Raw genomic sequence first — 15,942 nt, 5'->3', positions numbered from 1 at the left:
CAATGCCATTATGTTTTTTATGTAAAAAAAATCGTAGCTACTGTGTTTTTTTACCCTAGGGTAAAAAATTTGATTTTTATCCGAAATAACTTGCATTCGAAAGTTACAGCCAATTGATAACACTAAAAATATGTAGCCATGAAAATTTTAGTCCCCTTTGATTTTTCACAAGAATCCATAAACGCCCTTAAACTGGGCAAGGAAATGTCAATCAAATTGAAACTGGACCTAAAAGTGATTCACTCATTGGGCATATCAGATTACCCCTATTACAAAACAGAGGAGGCCGATCGTTTGAAGGAAATTGTTTTGGCCAATGCCAAATCCGAAATGGTAAAGGTCTTGAAAGGGTTTTTTATTGACCCCAATGCCATTGAATTGGAGATCGCAGATGGCAAGGCTTCACCACACATTATCCGCACTTCCCGAAAAAGGGAAATCATATTTACCGTCCTTGGGCGGAAAGACCAGCACATTCCCGACAGGATTGGATCCACTACCCGCGATATTATCCGTTATGCCAATAATTCGGTGATAGGCATTTCCAGGGAGTTGGGATTTGACACACTTAAGAATATCCTTTTTGTCACTGATTTTGAACCTACCCCCGTTAACGCCCTGTCGACCGTTAAAATGATCCAAAGGGCCAACAGTGCGACCCTTAAACTCCTTTATGTGAACACTAGGGAGAATTGGCAATCTACCCTGGAAACGAAAAAAAGGATGGAGGAATTCTGCAAGCTGCATGGATTGGCCAATGCCGATTTGGAAATCATCAATGATGATAGTCTTGAAAAGGGCGTTTTGAACCATATAAAAAGTGCCCCGGTAGACCTTATCGCCATAAGAATAAACAGCTCTTACGGAAAACTGGACATCATGGACACACATCTAAGTGCCGAGCGAATCATGGACCATTCCGAAACACCCATTTTGACCTATTCAAAAGACCGGTATTTAGGGTAAGAGTTCGATAAAATGGGCATATATCCACAATTATCGCCCAAACCTGAATTTAGCATTAAAATCATGGGAAATTAGTATTTGGAATAGTTATAAATAACTCTTTGGATTAAATTTATGGTTCAATTCATACGTGTTTTAAGGTTTAACACCCAACTAGAATTACCATGGTCAAATTCAAACGTTTTTACCTGTTCCTGACAGTTTTTCCAATCCTGGTTTCCTGTGATGATGACAATGATTGTTGTACAATAATTGAAGCTGGAATTGAATTTGTCGCCAATATTGATGGAGAAGATTACTTTTCCACAATTGACCGGGATGGGATAGCGATTTTCAATTTTAACGGCGAGACCTACGAATTGGTGAACGGGCCAGACCGGGATAGCAGCAAGGGTTATTCAATAATCCCCCCGGATGCTTCCAATGGTAATGGATATATCGTGTTTGTTGGACTGAATATAGAACACATCGAAAGCGATAATACCTCACTGACCCGTATTGCCTGGACACCAAACGACATCGATAACGTTAAGGCTATATTTGACCGCAGCAATAACAATCTTATTGTAATCGAAGTCCAAATAGAAGGTGAAACCGTTTGGACGGTATCCGAGGGTGGCCTGGTCGTATTGAACAAGTAGTTTAGTGGTATGATTTTGCCCGAGGAGCAACGTTTTAAAGGACCGCATCAATTTTCAAAGCTTTACCAAAGGGAAAGTGAAGGACCCCACCAATAGAACATCGGATAAATCTGAAAAATCACTATCCGGGTTAGTACCAAAAAGCGTCCCATAAAAAGTCAATCAACCGTACTTATTAAAAAGACCAGAAATGGGATGTGTGAATAATTGGAATCAATTCCTGTGCCCAGTCCAATAAAACAAGGGTTTTAAACTACCAATCAGAATAATGGCAACTGGAATAAAAACTTTATTTACTAACAAATTAGTATTTCTACTAAATAATTAGTAGTATTGTTCCATAATCAAACTATCCATGAAGAAATTGACGGAGCGTGAAGATCAGATCATGCAAATAATCTGGCAAACCAATGGCCTCTTTATCCGAGATATCGTAGCGGAATTGCCCGAGCCAAAACCCCATTACAATACGGTCGCAACCATCGTAAAAATTTTGGTCAAAAAGGGTTTTTTAGAATCTACAAAGATTGGAAATATAGACAGGTATAGTGCCCTAATACCTCTGGATGACTATAGAAAGAAGCACGTGGAGGATATCAAGAAAAAATATTTCGGAAACTCCTTGACCAAAATGATGGCACACTTTGCAAAACAGGAAAAACTATCCGATAGTGAGATTGAAGAACTGATTACCATTATAAAATCAAAAAAATCTTAGACCATGGTATTTCTAGTAAAGGCTTCTGTTGTGATTTTGATTTTATGGCTCTTTTACAAACTCTTGTTGGAGCGCGAAAGTTTTTTTGCCGTAAACCGCATGTATCTTCTGGTAGGTTTACTAATGGTCTTTTTACTTCCTTTTATTGCGCTTCCAGAATTGGTGAACCATCAGGGAGTTGTTGGTAATTGGCTAGAACAAACGCCCTTTCCAGAACCCCAAGAAAGTTTTGTTTCCTCCGCAGAATCCGAACCAGAAAACATTAGGTCCACGGATTATGCAATGTCCCAAGATAATGACCCAACCAATGTTCCACCTACCACTGGCAAAAGCATTGGATTTTGGCTGTTCGCAATTTATGTTTTTGGTGTGATTGTATTAGCTGCACATCTACTCTTTCAATTGGCAACTGTTTTTTTTCAAGTGCAAAGAACGGTTGATAAAGTTGATGATGTACACTGTACCATAGTTAATGTTGATGATGATAGTGGTCCCCGCTCTTTTTTCAACTATATCCTTTTAAATCCAAGGAAGTACAATTCCGAAACCTACGAGCAAATACTGGAGCATGAGAAAATCCATGTAAAACTGATGCACTCCATTGATCTGTTCATAGCAGAAATTGCCATCATTGTCCTTTGGTTCAACCCAATTGTGTGGTTGTTCAAGAAAGACATTGAGAAAAATATTGAATACCAAACCGATGCGCTCCTACTGAAATCCCCAGCGGTTGAAACGGAAAAGTATCAGTTGAACCTTATTGAGATAGCAGTGGAGCGAAAGCCGCTCACCATCGTCTCGAATTACAATCAATCATTAATTAAAAAACGAATCGTCATGATGAACAAAAAGAAATCGAACACACACAGTTATTGGAAGTATGCATTCATTGCCCCAACCCTGGTGGTAACCCTGTTATTACTAAATCAACCCCTTTCCGTCAAAGCTCAAGAAAAGGTTGTGTCCATTGGTGAACACAACACTGGGGAAAGATTTGAGAATGAATATGATGATGATGTTGACCGAGAGCTTGCGCCGCTTTTATATGCGGTTCGGAGCGGTGATCTTAAGCAGGTTAAAAAACTGGTCGCGGAAGGTGCTGACGTAAATCTTGTGCAAGGCGGAGAAGGAACGGCCCTGGTTATGGCAATCCGGAAAAACAAGCTTCAAATAGCCCGGTTTTTAATGGAAAAGGGAGCTGACCCAAATCTGGGGACCGACAACGATGGCCATCCGCTATGGTTGGCGGCTCGGAACGGAGATATTGAACTGGTCAAGCTTTTGGTTGCTAAAGGGGTCGATGTAAACAAAAAATTTCCTGGAGACGGTAGTGCTTTGATTCAAGCTTCCAAGAACGGGGACCTGGCCATGGCAAAAGCATTGGTGAGATTGAAAGCAGATATCAATATGGGAGTTCATGGTGATGGTAATCCCCTGATTATGGCCTCCAAAGGTGGACACTTCGAATTGGTTGAATACCTGGTGGGATTAGGGGCAGCTATAAACCAAGAGGTAAAAGGCGATGAAACTCCTTTGATAAACGCAAGTGAACAAGGGCATCTTGCCATAGTAAAGTTTCTTGTCGAAAAAGGAGCGGATGTAAATAAAATATGTACTGAAAGACTTCGTGATGGCAACATTAGGGTCCGAACCGCCCTGTTGATGGCCGATAAGAAGGGACACGATTCCATTGTCAAGTACTTAAAATCCAAAAGCGCAAAAGATAATTGACCAAAATTGGAATGACCAGATCATTGGTAATCGTTCTATTTACGTTCCCAATCCCCTCTTATAATGGGTAAAGGTCGAAAAAGAGTAGTGCAAATTTTCAATGGGTTAATTGAATTGCCAGAGGGTGTCGGAAGGATCGGGCACCCTATTGGTTTTTTACTCAAATAGTCCCATAAATCCATTGAATGATACACTTGGCCCCTATTCAATTCCCAAAAACCAAAATAAAGCTGTAATTTATCAAAACTAACCGTACCAACTCCATTCCGGAATTTGCGATGATAAAACAATGAGAGCGGTAGAAAAAAATTGGCTGGAAACGGGGTATCGCTGTTTTGCCAAAGAGGGTCCGAATGGCCTTAAGGTGGAGCGATTATCCAAAGAAGTCGGAAAAAACAAGTCCTCGTTTTACCATTTGTTTGCCGATCTCGAAGTTTTTATGGAAAGGCTGTTGGAATTTCATCTGGGCCGGGCAAAGACCATTTCAAAAAAAGAGTCGGAGGCAAGGAATGAAAACGAATTGATAGCGATTCTCCTTGAGCACAAGACAGACCTGTTGTTCCATCGTCAATTGAGAATCCATAGGGACCACCAAAGTTTCAAAAAATACCTTGACCGCATTGGCCAATTTTCAGTCCAGGGGCTACTTCCCGTTTGGAAAAACATCATTTCCCTGACCGAGAATGGTTATTTGGCGCAAATGGTCTTTCACCTTAGTTTAGAGAATTTTTATCTTCAAATAACCGATGAGACCCTTAACAAGCCCTGGCTAAAGTCATACTTTGCCAATATTCGGCACATGGTCCTTCTTTTCAGGCAATCGAAACATTGACCAAAATAGACGGAAACGTCTAAAATCCCGAGTCCGGCCCTCATAATTTTGTAAAAAAGATAGACTCGAATGAAGCCGGACAGATTGTATTTTCCCATAATCCATTTGGCCTTATCGATTAACCTAGGCTGTACCATGGTAAAAGTAACAACAAGCGAAAAGAGAAATCCGACACCGCAACAAGTCACGGTTGGGGAAAATACCACCTTAACGACCTGGGGCACCATTAAAGTGAACAAAGCCCACTTCTTCCCTTCAAGTTTTCAATTGAAAACAGATGATACCATTATATACGTGGACCCTGTGGAAATAGGGAATGCGGAACCGGCCGATTTCATTTTGTTGACCCATGGACATCCGGACCATTTTTCCATCAAGGACATCAAAAACCTTCTTAAACGCGAAACGATCATTGTTTGCCCAAAAGGGGTATCAAAAAAATTAAAAAACATCACCGATAAAATATATGCGGTAAGACCAAATGAGCAGTTAACCTTTGAAGGCATCCATATTCAGGCGACCTGGGCATACAACACGAAATCCGTTTTTTTACGGATCAAGGCACACCCCAAGGCAAAAGAGAATGTGGGTTATGTCCTTACATTGAAAAATGGAACAAAAGTATACCATGCGGGTGATACCGATTATATTCCGGAAACAAGGGAACTAAGTGATGTTGATGTTGCTTTAGTACCGATAGGAGGTGATAACCTGACAATGGACGGGGAAGAGGCAGCTAAGATGGTTAATGAAATCAGGCCTGGAATTGTTATTCCGATGCACTATGAAATCAAAAATCGAAATGAATTGAAACGGTTTGAAACTTTGGTCAACAGGAAGATCAAAGTGGTCAAATTGGATGTTGAAAATCAACTTGACAAAAATGACAATAGAGGATTTGGGTTATACTAAACATTTAGAGACACTAAGGATAAAAAACAACCTTGGGGACTTTGGAATCGGGCGGGTAATAGCCGAACATAGGGAAAGATATATTGTGAAGAACGGAAAAGGCGAATTTGAGGCCGTTATCACGGGAAATTTGAGGTTTTCGGCCAATAGCCGCGAAGATTTTCCCGCTGTAGGGGATTGGGTTGCGCTTATAGACCATGATTCCGACTTTGTAATCATCCATAGCGTTTTCCCCAGATTATCGACCCTGGCAAGACAAGCCGTCGGAAAGCTTGGTGAACGCCAGGTAATCGCAACAAATATTGATCATGCCCTTATTCTCCAAGCGGTGGATAGGGATTTTAACATTAACCGCATTGAACGGTATTTGACCCTTTGCAATTCCTCCGGAATAAAAGCAATCCTCCTTCTCAATAAAATAGATTTAATTTCCCGAAAAAGTTTGGAAAGGTTGATCGGTGTCACACAGGAAAGGATAAATCAAGTACCCATCATTCCAATGAGCAATGTATCACATGAAGGAATTGCAGTCCTGAACACTTACTTGCAGAAGGGCAAGACCTTTTGTTTATTGGGTTCATCCGGAGTGGGAAAGTCCTCGCTCATCAATATCCTGGTTGGCGAGGAAGTAATGGCTACGGGGGAAATCAGTAGAAGTATTGACCGGGGGAGGCATATTACCACCCATCGGGAACTATTGGTTACCGAAAAAGGCATTTTCATTGACAATCCAGGGATGCGGGAAGTTGGAATCGCCGACTCCGCCCATGGATTGGACGTTACGTTTGAAACCATAACGGCACTGTCCAAAAACTGCAGATTCAAAGACTGCACACATACAACGGAAATCGGGTGTGCCATAACCGCGGCCGTTGAGAAGGGAGAAATCGATAGATCTTCCTACGAAAACTATTTGAAAATGGAACGGGAAAAAGACCACTTTGAATCCACTCTGGCGGAAAGGCGAAAAAAGGAAAAGGATTTTGGAAAGATGATAAAGAATTATAAGAAAGACAGAAAACTGAAGAAATACTGAATACAGCAATGGAAAAGTACTCATCCGCTATTGGTTATACATGGGGAAATGGCATTACTCCTTTGAAGGATATTCGGGCATACCCTTAGACTGCAAACGAATACGATCTTAATGCAAGACCATAGGCACGCTCTCGATTGCCATCAATTTCGACTGGACTACCCCATATAACTTATTCTTTCCTTAGCTCATAGGTATAAAATCCGACATTGTTTTTACTGGCGGAAATAGTCAACCGCCCATCATTGATGGAATAATCGTATTCCCCATTTAAAATAAGGTTCCAGTCAAAATGGGCCTTCCAAATGTTGGTATCGGAAAAAACAATTTTGGAATTCTTCATTTGATACGTTCCATTTCCACCTGCCGGATAAAAATCATTAGCATTTCCATCTCCGCTACTACTATACATATTGGGTTCGGAAAAAAGAACGGTCACGGAGTTGGTATGTATTGTTCCATCGGGGTATTCCACAGTAAATGTTCCCGAGTAGTTTCCATTCAAATTTTGGATCAAACCATCGTCGTTGTCACAGGAGACCATTCCAGCCAAAATAACTGCCACGAGCATTAGTTTTTTCATCATCATTTCATTTAAAAAAAGATGGATCAATACGCATTTGGTTGCTTCAAATCATCCGCAGGAACCTTAGCCCAACCTGAACAAATCTAAAACTTTAAGTTACTTTGCCATCTCTTTACAGATTGCCTTATTTGGTTTGCTATGGGCCATAGTCATGATAAACCAGTTTTCATTTTTCTTTTTGGCTCTGGTCAGGGTAGATTTTTAAGTGAATTTCTTGCTTATTCACTATGCTATGCAACGCAAAAAAAGCCTTCATCCTGGCACAAAATCTTGTTTTTCCTAAACCTCACGAACTCAAGACGCGCTCCTAGTATTTTGAAAAACCATTGCCATTTTTTACGTTTTTTACCAGAGCAAAGCGTACAACAATGCTAAAACCAACAGTATGGTAAAGGATATAATGTTAAACAAGGGACTGGTCTTAAAAGTGTTTTTTGAAAATCGTATACCCTTCCCATCATCTTTCCCTTTGTTCTGCCAATAACTGACCAAAGCAATCACAAGCATAGTGGCTAAACAGGTCAGCCCCATTTGATCCATCCATGGTAGCGTGGGAAACAAATACTCCAAAGCACTGTCCTGGGCCCAACCTTTTGGCCCTACCTTAAAAAACATGGCAATCGGTATGGAAATCAATGCGCCAACGATAGCCCCTCTGTTCGTTGTTTTTTTCCAGAAAAGACCTAATAAAAAAACCGCTAAAATACCAGGACTCACAATACCCGTATATTCCTGAATGAATTGAAAAGCCTGGTCAAGTCCATCCAAAAGCGGTGCAATGACCATAGCAATTATCAAAGCAACTGCTGCGGACAACCTTCCAACATTGACCGTTTCCTTGCTGCTTGCGTTTGTGTTGAAATATTGTCTATAGACATCCATTGTAAAAATGGTTGAGGTTGAATTCAACATTGAGGCCAGGGAAGAAACAATTGCCGCTGACAAGGCGGCCACTGCTACCCCTTTTAAACCAGTTGGTAAGAACTGCATTAACCAGGGATAGGCCTTATCGGATGCCCCTGAAGAAGGGATATTGGTCGTGCCTAAATCACCAAGGGATGAAAGAATTTCAGGGTCATTGACAATTACATAGGCGGCAATCCCAGGAATAACTACAATTAAAGGTATAATGAGCTTCAGTGCTGCCGCAAATAAAATTCCTTTCTGTGATTCTTTAAGTGATTTGGCAGCCAATGTTCGTTGAATTATATATTGGTTGAAGCCCCAATAATAAAGATTGGCAACCCACAGCCCGCCAACCAGTACCCCGATACCTGGAAGGTTAATGTATTCAGGATGACCCTTATCCAAAATTAAATCAAAATGATTTGGAGCAACCTCAAAGATTTTTTTTAGGCCGGCCATTGCACCTTCTCCACCCGATGCACTGTTTAAAGCCAAATATGTAGTGACCAATCCACCAAGGACAAGAAAGACAACTTGAACAATGTCTGTCCAGGCTACTGCCGAGAGTCCACCATAAAGTGAATACGCCGCAGCAAATAGTGCCAATCCTATAATGGCGTAGACCATATCCACACCTAAAATGGTTTCAAGGGCTAGACCACCCAAATATAAAACGGAAGTCAAATTGACAAAAACATACAGGCAAATCCAGAATATGGCCAAAATTGACTTTAAATTGGTTGAAAATCGTTTTTCAACAAATTCAGGAATGGTATAAATACCTTTATCTATGAAAATGGGAAGAAAATACTTTCCTACAATAATCAATGTCAGGGCTCCCATCCATTCATAGGAAGCAATTCCTATACCAAGGGCAAAACCGGACCCCGACATACCAATAAACTGTTCTGCAGAAATGTTGGCGGCAATTAAAGAGGCTCCGATTGCCCACCATGGCAATGATTTACTGGCCAAAAAATAGTCTTCAGCCGTCTTTTGGCGCCCCTCCTTATTCCGGGAAACCCAAAGTCCAATAACCAGGATCAACAGGGCATATAATATAAAAACTACATAGTCCCATAAGTCAAAATAACCCTCCATACTACTATTACTTTTTAGTTGTTGGTTCTTATTTTTTGTTCCCATTCCCAAGCAGATGCCATGGCGTCATCAAGACTTAGAATTGCATTCCATTTGAGGAGTTCATTTGCTTTTGAGACATCTGCATAAGCCGCTACCACATCCCCTTCCCTTCTCGGACCTATCCCATAATTCAATTTCATGCCAGATACCCGTTCAAAACACTTTATGACCTCCAAAACCGAATTTCCTTTCCCCGTTCCTAGATTAAATACTTCATACCGATCTTCGTTTTTGTGTGCCATAAGCCTTTGGAGTGCTATCAGATGTGCCTTGGCCAAATCAACCACATGTATATAATCCCTAATGCACGTGCCATCCCGAGTGGGATAATCATCCCCAAATACGATCAGTTTATCCCGTAGTCCAACAGCCGTCTGTGTAATGAACGGGACAAGGTTCTGGGGAATACCGATGGGAAGTTCCCCTATTTCCAAAGAGTCGTGTGCTCCTATGGGGTTGAAATACCTCAATATTATTGCTGACAACTTCTCGTTACTTTTTAAGGTATCCCATATGATTTCCTCTCCTATTTGTTTCGTGTTCCCATAGGGGGATGTTGCTTTTTTTATGGGCGCCTGTTCGGTAATCGGTAACGTATCCGGCTCGCCATAGACAGTGCAGGAAGAACTGAAAATTAGGGGAATGGAAAGATTATGGACTTCCATTTCCTGGAGAAAAAACAATAGGGAAGTAAGATTATTGTCATAATATGCCAATGGTTTTGAGACACTCTCGCCAACGGCTTTGGAGGCCGCAAAATGGATAATGCCCTGGATATCCAGATATTTATGGAAAAGGGTTTTTACGGATATCCTGTTACTCAGGCTCAGGCATTCAAAAAGAGGACGTTTGCCACAGGCACGTTCAATGCCCTTAAGTACGTCCAAAGAGGAATTTGAGAGGTCGTCGACCACCAAAACCTCGAACCCTTCTTCCAAAAGTTCCACAACCGTGTGTGATCCAATATAGCCAAGACCTCCTGTAACTAATATCATTGTAATTATTTTTTGTGATTTTCCAATCCTACTACTGTCCGGAAACCCAAGTGTTCCGCACCTGAATCCGTGCTAGTGGCCATTCTCGCGCTTATGCGATAGCTGGCACAATAGCTAGCACTACATAAAAAAGATCCCCCCTTAATAATTTTTTCTTGCAGAAATGGATTGCTCGGATTATATGCGGTATTGGCACCTTTGGGGTTGACCGTCTGCCCATTTTCTGCTAACCCTTTATAATAATCGATGTTGTACCAATCGTTTGTCCACTCCCAGACATTTCCTGCCATGTCATATAATCCAAAATCATTGGATGGATAGCTCATTACCGGAGCCCTTAGTTCAAAACCATCTTCCTCGGTATTTTTTACAGGAAATTCCCCCTCCCAGGTGTTGGCATGAGCATTGAGTTGTCCCACATCATTTCCCCAAAAAAAGATGGATTTGTCCCTACCTCCCCGCGCGGCATACTCCCACTCAGCTTCAGTGGGGAGCCTTCGCCCGACCCATTTACAATAGGCCAAGGCATCTTCGTAGGCAATCTGAACAACAGGATGGTTTTCCTTACCTTTAATGGAACTCCCTGGTCCGTTGGGATGCTTCCAGTTGGCACCAATTTTCCATTGCCACCATTGTGAATAATCGTAAAGATTGGGCACACTTGACTTTGTTTTTTTAAAGACCAGTGAACCAGGTTGTAAAATGGAATCATGCGGTTTTTCGGCACCTGGTGGAAGTTGTTTCTTCATTTCCACCCATTCCAATTCGCGTTCTGCAACCGTGACGTAGCCAGTCTTTCTTACAAATTCGGAAAATTGCTTGTTGGTCACCTCGTGTATATCCATAAAAAAACCGTCCACAGCAACTTTATGTCTTGGTTTTTCGTGGTTCATGGCCATAGTATCCGAAGGAACCGCACCTTGATAAAATTCTCCTCCCGGAATCCAGACCATACCCTTGGGGGCCTGTATGTTTTTAGGAAGTGCTACAATTAAATCCACCGTAGTATTCTGATCGCCATTATTTTGAAAATCGGTCTGTTTCGGTTTTTTGTTACAGCCTAAAACGATAACAATCAAAAGTGAAAGTACATGGAAATGGTTTGTTTTTGACATTTTATTTTTCTTTGATTCACCCATTTGGATACTTATTCCTCGAAATACATTGCCCTGGTCGAATTTCTTAACAATAATTCTGAAGCTATTACTATGTTTTTGGTTTTTGCCCTACTATTGGTCAACCGATTTTTCAGCACCTGAAAGGATTTTGCACCTACCCGTTCTGCATGTTGTGATACCACACTTAAAGCCGGGTTTGCCGACTGTGCCATTGGACCATTGGTAAAGCCAATTACGGATATCTCCTTTGGCACCTTGTAGCCCATCTGTTGCAGTGTGTTCAGCGAATAAATGGCCGACAGTTCATCTGCTGCCAAAATACCATCGAGCCTATGCGTTTTAAGTACATTTGAAAACAGTTCCTTGAACTTTTCATAGCTTCCAAATTCAATGCAAAAGGAAGGGAGGCTGTTGTTTTCCTTACGCTTGAGTGCCGAAAGGTAGCCCTCTTTTCTAGAGCGCCCTACACTGGTGTTGGATATTGGTGATAAAAAGGCGATTCTTTGGCACCCCGAATTATATAAGTGTTTTGTTGCACGATAAGACCCTGCAAAGTCATCGATGGTGACCGAATCAAAGGGAAGTCCCTTATGAATACGGTCAAACATGACAATGGGTATGCCATAGCCCATTATTTTCAACATATTCCCATAATCCCCCGATTTTTGGATCTCTTTGGAAAATGAAATCAAAATGCCATCAACACTGTGGTTGATCAAGGTAAGAAGATTTTTATACTCACTTTTTTTAGAGTCGTTTGAAAATGTAATGAGTACGGTAAAGCCATATTTCGAAGCCTCTTTTTCAATACCGTGCAATACCTTGGCAAAAAAATCATCGATAACATTGGGCACAACGACGCCAATGGTCTTGGTCGTCTTTGATTTCAGGCTTCGTGCATAGTGATTGGGAACATACCCTAGGGTTTTTGCCATTTCCCGAACCCTTTCCTTGGTCTTTGAACTTATTTCGGGGCTATCACTCAGGGCTCTGGAAATGGTCGATGGTGAAACCTGCAATACTTTTGCCATATCTTTAATGGTTGTCATTGTCGCCATCTTACCTTATGCTTTTTGGGTGTAATGTTGACTTGAAAGCCCTTTAAGTGTAACTGCGGCCATTTCTGCAGTAATATCGCGCTGTGGATTTGCGAACATTTCATACCCCACCATAAATTTTTTCACTGTTTCTGAACGAAGCAAGGGGGGGTAAAAAGACATGTGAAAATGCCATTCCGGATAATCCTTGCCCTGGGTGGGAGCTTGGTGAATTCCCATGGAATAAGGGAAGGAAGTTTCAAAAAGGTTATCAAACTTCGTGGTCACCGTTTTTATGGCCCTTGCAAAACCCTTCTTTCCTTCCTTGGTGAGTTGTCCTATGTGCTGAAAGGCCTTTTTGGGGGCAATCATAACTTCGTAGGGCCAAACCGCCCAGTAAGGAACAAGGGCCAAAAAATGCTCGTCTTCAAAAATGATGCGTTCCTTTTTCCCCATTTCTTGATTGAGATAATCCCCAAGCAAACTCCTTCCATGCGCATTCCAATAGTTCATCTGCTGGACAGTTTTTTTTTGAACTTCCTGTGGAATGGAATGCTGCGCCCAAATCTGTCCATGTGGATGTGGATTGCTGCATCCCATCAAGGCTCCCTTGTTCTCAAAAATCTGGACATGGTTGATTTCCTTTTTCGAACCCAATTCCAAATATTCTTTTTGCCAAATACCAATAACTTCTTCAATGGCTGAAATTTCCATCAACGGAAGCGTCAACGAATGGTCGGGCGAAAAACAGATTACCTTGCAAATACCGCATTCACCCTGTGCTTTTAAAAGTCCGTCTTCAATTACGGTTGTAGGCGTGTCATGTAACAATGCCGAGAAATCGTTGGTAAAACTGTAAACTGATGTATACTTTGGGTTTGCACTACCACTAGCTCTCACGTTGCCTGGACATAGGTAACATTTTTCATCGTATTTGGGGCGAACATTCGGTGTCGTTTTTTCCTGTTTTCCCTGCCATGGCCGTTTGGTCCTATGTGGTGAGACCAAGACCCACTCACCTGTCAATATGTTGTATCTCCTATGGGGATGTTCGTTTAGATCCAGTTTCATTGGTTTGCCTGATTATTGATGTTCCCTGACTGGGTACGGTCACAAAATGGGAAAGTTCTATCCCGAACCGCTTTTTGTATGCTTTGGAAGCACTGATGATAAAATCATCAACGCTATTTTCATGGATAAGGTTCAAGGTGCAACCGCCAAAACCACCGCCCATCATTCTGGCCCCTAAAATTTCCTTCTCCAATTTTGACAACTCAACCAGAAAGTCCAGTTCTGGACAGCTTACCTCGTATTTTTCGCGCTGTCCTTGATGGGACTGGTACAGCAATTCCCCAAGATGTGCCATATCGTTGTTTTTCAACGCATCTGCAGCCTCCAAGACCCTTTGGTTTTCTTCAATGACGTAACTACACCTTTTGTATCCAACACTTCCCAGTGCTTCCTTGCATTCATTGATCATTTCCAGTGTGATATTCCTGAAGGAATTTTTAACTCCAAAGCGTTCGGTAATGATTTTGAGTCCCGATGCGCTTTCTTCCCGTCTGGTATTATACCCACTGGTCGAAAGGTTATGCGTAACATTGGTGTTGAGCATCAAAATCACGTAAGGGCTTATTTTGGCAGGAATGTAATGGTAATCAAGTGATTGGCAGTCCAAAAGCATAACATGGTCCTTTTTGCCCATCACCGATGCAAATTGATCCATAATGCCGCATTGGGTGCCTACAAAATTGTGCTCTGCACGCTGCCCCAATTTGATTATCTCCCAGTCATCAATACCTAGTTCAAATAATATATTCAAGCCAAAAGCCAGACCACATTCCAGGGCTGCCGATGAACTCACCCCGGAACCAACCGGAACGTTGGTTTCCATCTCGCAGTCAAAACCCTTTACACTTTGGGTTAGCAACTGAAGTTCACTTAAAACTCCCAGCACATAATTATGCCAACCTTCGGTCCCAGGTTTCAGATCAAAAAGATCAGCAACCAAAATATTGTCGAAGCCCTTACTCCTTATGGTACATCTGCTTTTTGTGCCATTGGTTTTTAGGGTCATGTAGATGCATTTGTCAATTGCGGCCGGCAAGACATATCCATCATTGTAATCGGTGTGTTCTCCAATCAAGTTGATTCTGCCAGGAGAAGCTATGGTTATTTCATTCATCCTCGATATTGTCTTTTTTAATGCTTTGATTTGTCCTTATCTGAAACAGCGCTCGTTGAAAACCGATACATTGTTGTTGAACGGTATTCCCTGTCTGGGTGCAACAGGGTTTTGGGAAAATCCGGACGGTTGGGACTGTTCGGAAAATGTTGTGTTTCCAAACAAAATCCAATATAGGGGTCGTATCCCTTTCCGTATTTCCCCTTCAGGCTGCCATCAAAATAATTGCCGGTAAACAATTGAAGCCCTGGTTCGGTCGTAAAGACATCAAGTACGCGTCCACTTTCCGGTTCAGTTACCTTTGCTGCAAAACGAAGTCCCTGCTTGCCTTTTGGTTCTTTCCCCAACACAAAGTTATGATCGTAACCCTTGCACAAGGCAATCTGGTCGTGTTCACTCAAAATATCCTTTCCAATCCTTTTACCCGTTCTAAAATCAAAGGGGGTCCCTTTTACTTTTTGGGCCAGTCCTTTGGGGATAAGGTTTTGGTTTACCGGATGGTAAAAATCCGCATTAATGATCAATTCATGGGAAAGTATATTGTTCTTGGTATTGCCCGTTAAATTAAAAAATGAATGGTTGGTAAAGTTGACATGTGTAGGTTTGTCCGTACGGGCCCAATAGTCGATTTGAAGGGCATTTTCTTCGGTCAGCATATATTCGACCCTTGTTTCAAGATTACCAGGGTAACCTTGGTCCCCATCCATTGAAATACCATTGAATTGTATTTTGGAATCATCAATTTGTTCCGCTTCCCATACCTTTTTATTAAAACCAAAGTATCCTCCGTGTAAATGGTTTTTACCATTGTTCTTTTGAAGTCGGTACATCTTGTTGTCGATAAAAAATGCCGCCTCTGAAATACGATTTGCGTAGCGACCAATAAAAGCCCCCAAATATTGGGCTTTTTCATCCATGTAATCATCTATTGAGGGGCAACCCAAAACCACATCTTCCCTATTTCCTTCTTTGTCCGGTACCCAAAGTGCGATCAAATGCTGCCCATAATTTGAAAACTTCGCCTCAAGCCCATGGGAATTCCTTATGGTAAAAAGAGTAACCTTCTTGTCATTCACGACAGCATTAAAATTTATGGTTTTTAAATCGGCACTCATTGATTAAATTCAAAATTTAAA

The 15,942-nt window shown here is 41.6% G+C and carries 15 protein-coding genes; 7 read left to right on the top strand and 8 right to left on the bottom strand.

What is annotated here, in order from left to right:
* Positions 1-138: 138 nt before the first annotated feature.
* The 7 genes from L0P88_RS19715 to rsgA all read left to right on the top strand — a co-directional run bounded on the left by L0P88_RS19715 (position 139) and on the right by rsgA (position 6,836).
* A complete protein-coding gene (locus L0P88_RS19715) occupies positions 139-966 on the top strand; it encodes a universal stress protein (RefSeq protein ID WP_247131606.1) in 828 nt (275 codons plus the stop codon).
* Between the two features lie 164 nt (positions 967-1,130).
* Positions 1,131-1,607: a hypothetical protein gene (locus tag L0P88_RS19710; protein ID WP_247131605.1), complete on the top strand. Its 477-nt coding sequence runs from the start codon at positions 1,131-1,133 to the stop codon at positions 1,605-1,607.
* A gap of 355 nt (positions 1,608-1,962) precedes the next feature.
* Entirely contained in the window at positions 1,963-2,325 is a 363-nt protein-coding gene (locus L0P88_RS19705) for a BlaI/MecI/CopY family transcriptional regulator (RefSeq protein ID WP_247131604.1), read from the top strand.
* A gap of 3 nt (positions 2,326-2,328) precedes the next feature.
* Positions 2,329-4,056, top strand: coding sequence for an ankyrin repeat domain-containing protein (locus L0P88_RS19700; RefSeq protein WP_247131603.1), 1,728 nt, complete (start codon positions 2,329-2,331; stop codon positions 4,054-4,056).
* Between the two features lie 289 nt (positions 4,057-4,345).
* Entirely contained in the window at positions 4,346-4,888 is a 543-nt protein-coding gene (locus tag L0P88_RS19695) for a TetR/AcrR family transcriptional regulator (protein ID WP_247131602.1), read from the top strand.
* 69 nt (positions 4,889-4,957) lie between these two features.
* Positions 4,958-5,800, top strand: a complete 843-nt coding sequence (locus tag L0P88_RS19690; RefSeq protein ID WP_247131601.1) for an MBL fold metallo-hydrolase — start codon at positions 4,958-4,960, stop codon at positions 5,798-5,800.
* Complete coding sequence (gene rsgA / locus L0P88_RS19685; RefSeq protein WP_247131600.1) at positions 5,772-6,836, top strand: ribosome small subunit-dependent GTPase A; 1,065 nt, start codon at positions 5,772-5,774, stop codon at positions 6,834-6,836. The genes L0P88_RS19690 and rsgA overlap by 29 nt, the downstream gene beginning before the upstream one ends.
* Positions 6,837-7,008: 172 nt before the next feature.
* Here the strand turns inward: rsgA and L0P88_RS19680 are convergent, their stop codons facing one another.
* The 8 genes from L0P88_RS19680 to L0P88_RS19645 all read right to left on the bottom strand — a co-directional run bounded on the left by L0P88_RS19680 (position 7,009) and on the right by L0P88_RS19645 (position 15,921).
* Positions 7,009-7,407: a hypothetical protein gene (locus tag L0P88_RS19680; protein ID WP_247134906.1), complete on the bottom strand. Its 399-nt coding sequence runs from the start codon at positions 7,405-7,407 to the stop codon at positions 7,009-7,011.
* A gap of 360 nt (positions 7,408-7,767) precedes the next feature.
* Positions 7,768-9,474 (bottom strand): sodium/sugar symporter, encoded by a 1,707-nt coding sequence (locus tag L0P88_RS19675; protein ID WP_409557695.1) that lies wholly within the window; start codon positions 9,472-9,474, stop codon positions 7,768-7,770.
* Positions 9,444-10,466: a UDP-glucose 4-epimerase GalE gene (gene galE / locus L0P88_RS19670; protein ID WP_247131599.1), complete on the bottom strand. Its 1,023-nt coding sequence runs from the start codon at positions 10,464-10,466 to the stop codon at positions 9,444-9,446. Before galE ends, L0P88_RS19675 begins: the two co-directional genes overlap by 31 nt.
* Before the next feature lie 5 nt (positions 10,467-10,471).
* On the bottom strand, positions 10,472-11,581 hold the full coding sequence (locus L0P88_RS19665) for a formylglycine-generating enzyme family protein (RefSeq protein ID WP_247131598.1): 1,110 nt from the start codon (positions 11,579-11,581) through the stop codon (positions 10,472-10,474).
* A gap of 32 nt (positions 11,582-11,613) precedes the next feature.
* Entirely contained in the window at positions 11,614-12,642 is a 1,029-nt protein-coding gene (locus tag L0P88_RS19660; protein ID WP_247131597.1) for a LacI family DNA-binding transcriptional regulator, read from the bottom strand.
* Between the two features lie 6 nt (positions 12,643-12,648).
* Entirely contained in the window at positions 12,649-13,692 is a 1,044-nt protein-coding gene (locus L0P88_RS19655) for a UDP-glucose--hexose-1-phosphate uridylyltransferase (protein WP_247131596.1), read from the bottom strand.
* A complete protein-coding gene (gene galK / locus L0P88_RS19650; RefSeq protein WP_247131595.1) occupies positions 13,661-14,806 on the bottom strand; it encodes a galactokinase in 1,146 nt (381 codons plus the stop codon). Before galK ends, L0P88_RS19655 begins: the two co-directional genes overlap by 32 nt.
* A 17-nt stretch (positions 14,807-14,823) precedes the next feature.
* On the bottom strand, positions 14,824-15,921 hold the full coding sequence (locus L0P88_RS19645; protein ID WP_247131594.1) for an aldose epimerase family protein: 1,098 nt from the start codon (positions 15,919-15,921) through the stop codon (positions 14,824-14,826).
* Positions 15,922-15,942: the final 21 nt, after the last annotated feature.

The organism is Muricauda sp. SCSIO 64092, from assembly GCF_023016285.1.
Taxonomy (GTDB): Bacteria; Bacteroidota; Bacteroidia; order Flavobacteriales; family Flavobacteriaceae; genus Croceivirga.
This window is presented reverse-complemented; position numbering and strand designations above follow the sequence as displayed.

What these genes read in the sequence shown, in the direction of transcription:
- L0P88_RS19690 (WP_247131601.1), top strand. Translation starts at nt 4,958, where the DNA reads ATGAAGCCGGACAGATTGTATTTTCCCATAATCCATTTGGCCTTATCG.
- L0P88_RS19680 (WP_247134906.1), bottom strand. Translation starts at nt 7,407, where the DNA reads ATGCTCGTGGCAGTTATTTTGGCTGGAATGGTCTCCTGTGACAACGAC.
- L0P88_RS19645 (WP_247131594.1), bottom strand. Translation starts at nt 15,921, where the DNA reads ATGAGTGCCGATTTAAAAACCATAAATTTTAATGCTGTCGTGAATGAC.
- L0P88_RS19675 (WP_409557695.1), bottom strand. Translation starts at nt 9,474, where the DNA reads ATGGGAACAAAAAATAAGAACCAACAACTAAAAAGTAATAGTAGTATG.
- L0P88_RS19705 (WP_247131604.1), top strand. Translation starts at nt 1,963, where the DNA reads ATGAAGAAATTGACGGAGCGTGAAGATCAGATCATGCAAATAATCTGG.
- rsgA (WP_247131600.1), top strand. Translation starts at nt 5,772, where the DNA reads ATGACAATAGAGGATTTGGGTTATACTAAACATTTAGAGACACTAAGG.
- L0P88_RS19710 (WP_247131605.1), top strand. Translation starts at nt 1,131, where the DNA reads ATGGTCAAATTCAAACGTTTTTACCTGTTCCTGACAGTTTTTCCAATC.
- L0P88_RS19700 (WP_247131603.1), top strand. Translation starts at nt 2,329, where the DNA reads ATGGTATTTCTAGTAAAGGCTTCTGTTGTGATTTTGATTTTATGGCTC.
- galK (WP_247131595.1), bottom strand. Translation starts at nt 14,806, where the DNA reads ATGAATGAAATAACCATAGCTTCTCCTGGCAGAATCAACTTGATTGGA.
- L0P88_RS19695 (WP_247131602.1), top strand. Translation starts at nt 4,346, where the DNA reads ATGAGAGCGGTAGAAAAAAATTGGCTGGAAACGGGGTATCGCTGTTTT.
- L0P88_RS19715 (WP_247131606.1), top strand. Translation starts at nt 139, where the DNA reads ATGAAAATTTTAGTCCCCTTTGATTTTTCACAAGAATCCATAAACGCC.
- L0P88_RS19660 (WP_247131597.1), bottom strand. Translation starts at nt 12,642, where the DNA reads ATGGCGACAATGACAACCATTAAAGATATGGCAAAAGTATTGCAGGTT.
- L0P88_RS19665 (WP_247131598.1), bottom strand. Translation starts at nt 11,581, where the DNA reads ATGTCAAAAACAAACCATTTCCATGTACTTTCACTTTTGATTGTTATC.
- galE (WP_247131599.1), bottom strand. Translation starts at nt 10,466, where the DNA reads ATGATATTAGTTACAGGAGGTCTTGGCTATATTGGATCACACACGGTT.
- L0P88_RS19655 (WP_247131596.1), bottom strand. Translation starts at nt 13,692, where the DNA reads ATGAAACTGGATCTAAACGAACATCCCCATAGGAGATACAACATATTG.